The organism is Paraburkholderia sp. RL17-373-BIF-A, assembly GCF_046030175.1.
GTDB lineage: Bacteria > Pseudomonadota > Gammaproteobacteria > Burkholderiales > Burkholderiaceae > Paraburkholderia.
The window spans coordinates 1-1,616 of the sequence record NZ_JARESO010000243.1; the positions used below are offsets into that span (position 1 = coordinate 1).

A 1,616-nucleotide genomic window follows, 5' to 3' on the forward strand; every position below is an offset into this window, starting at 1 on the left:
TGAGGCCCGCCGGAAAAAGTGGACGCCAACATTCCGTAGAATTGAGGAATGGAGGCATACATGAATCGAATCCCCAAAGCCGTCTACACGAAGGAATTCCGTGAAGAGGCGGTGAAGCTTGCAATGACGGAGGGCGTTGGCGTATCGGAGGCTGCGCGTCGGCTGTCGATATCAATGAAGACGTTGGCAAACTGGGTGCGTGCTGCGAAGGCCGGCAAGCTGGAGCGTGTAGGTCAGCATCAAAAGCCGCTGACGGAAATCGAAGCTGAACTCGGGCGAGTCAAGCGGGAGCTGGCCGAAGTTAAAATGGAGCGCGATTTATTAAAAAAATTCGCGACGTACTTTGCGAGGGAGTCGCGGTGAAGTACGGCGTTATTGAACAGATGCGACAGGACTATCCGGTGCCGCCAATGTGTCGGCTGCTGGGCGTCTCCGTGGCGGCTATTACGCGTGGCGCAAGCGCTCGCCGTCGTTGCGGGCACAGCAGGAGCCGAGACTGGAGGCCGAAGTGCTCGCGGCGCATCAGCGCACGCGTGAGAGCTTCGGGCCCGAACGCTTGCAGAAGCACCTTGACGAGCACGGCGTGCGGCTCGGTGTTCACCGCATAAAAAGGCTACGCAAAAAGCTTGGACTACGCTGCAGGCAGAAACGCAAGTTCAAGGCGACGACCAATTCGAAGCACGACCTACCGGTGGCACCGAACCTCGCCGGCCTGAAAGATCTGTTTAGTGGCGAGCTGGTCGGCTACGCCATGAGCGAGCGCATGACGAAGCATCTGGTCATGCAGGCGCTGTTCCGTGCGGTTGCATCGCAGCGCCCGGCGCCCGGCCTGATCCATCATACGGACCGCGGGTCTCAATACTGCGCCCACGCATACCAGGATCTCGTCGGCCAGTTCCGCATGCAGGCGTCAATGAGCCGACGAGGAAACTGTTTTGACAACGCGCCGATCGAGTCGTTTTGGGGCACGCTAAAAAGCGAGCTGGTCTATCATCGACGCTTCGCCACCCGCGACCAAGCCAGGCGAGCCATCAGCGAATACATCGAGATGTTTTATAACCGGCAGCGCACGCAGGCTCGTCTCGATTACCTGTCACCTGTAGCATTCACGCAGCGATACTATCTGAATCAGGTCGCTGCTTAACCCGTTGGCGTCCACGCGTCTCGACCGACCTCACCTTTGCAGAGGCTTGAGCCGTGTGGATCGAAAGACCCATGCACGGTTCTGAGGGGGCTGGACGCGGGTAACCGCGCCCAGCTACCCGACAGAACCGCCCCAACAGCATCAACCGACCGCTGTCAGGTTCAGTCTAGTCCAAGGCATATCAGCAACCAGTTGATTGATTCACGTGCTCACGCTCAGACTATCGCGGGCGGCCTGCTGGCTCACTCCAGGCAACCACCTGATCTGGTCCGCAAGCATGGCCAGGGGCTGGCCCCGATCGGCCACGTTGAGTTTGCGAATAGCCGCCAGCAGATTATCGAAGGCGACCTGCCTGTTCTCTCCGGGTACCGTCCAGATCTGGCCGGCGAGCGCGGCCAGGGGCCAGCGCCACCCGGTCACGTCGAGTTCGCGAACAGCCGCCAGCAGACTCTCGAAGGCGGCCTGCCGGTTT

The 1,616-nt window shown here is 60.0% G+C and carries 1 protein-coding gene and 1 pseudogene; one reads left to right on the forward strand and one right to left on the reverse strand.

Going from position 1 to position 1,616, the window contains the following annotated elements; genetic code table 11:
• Positions 1-60 precede the first annotated feature (60 nt).
• Positions 61-1,144, forward strand: a pseudogene (locus P0D80_RS50020) (IS3 family transposase).
• A 201-nt stretch (positions 1,145-1,345) separates the two neighbouring features.
• Here the strand turns inward: P0D80_RS50020 and P0D80_RS50025 are convergent.
• A partial coding sequence (locus tag P0D80_RS50025) for a hypothetical protein (protein ID WP_408296130.1) occupies positions 1,346-1,616 on the reverse strand: 271 nt, incomplete at its 5' end.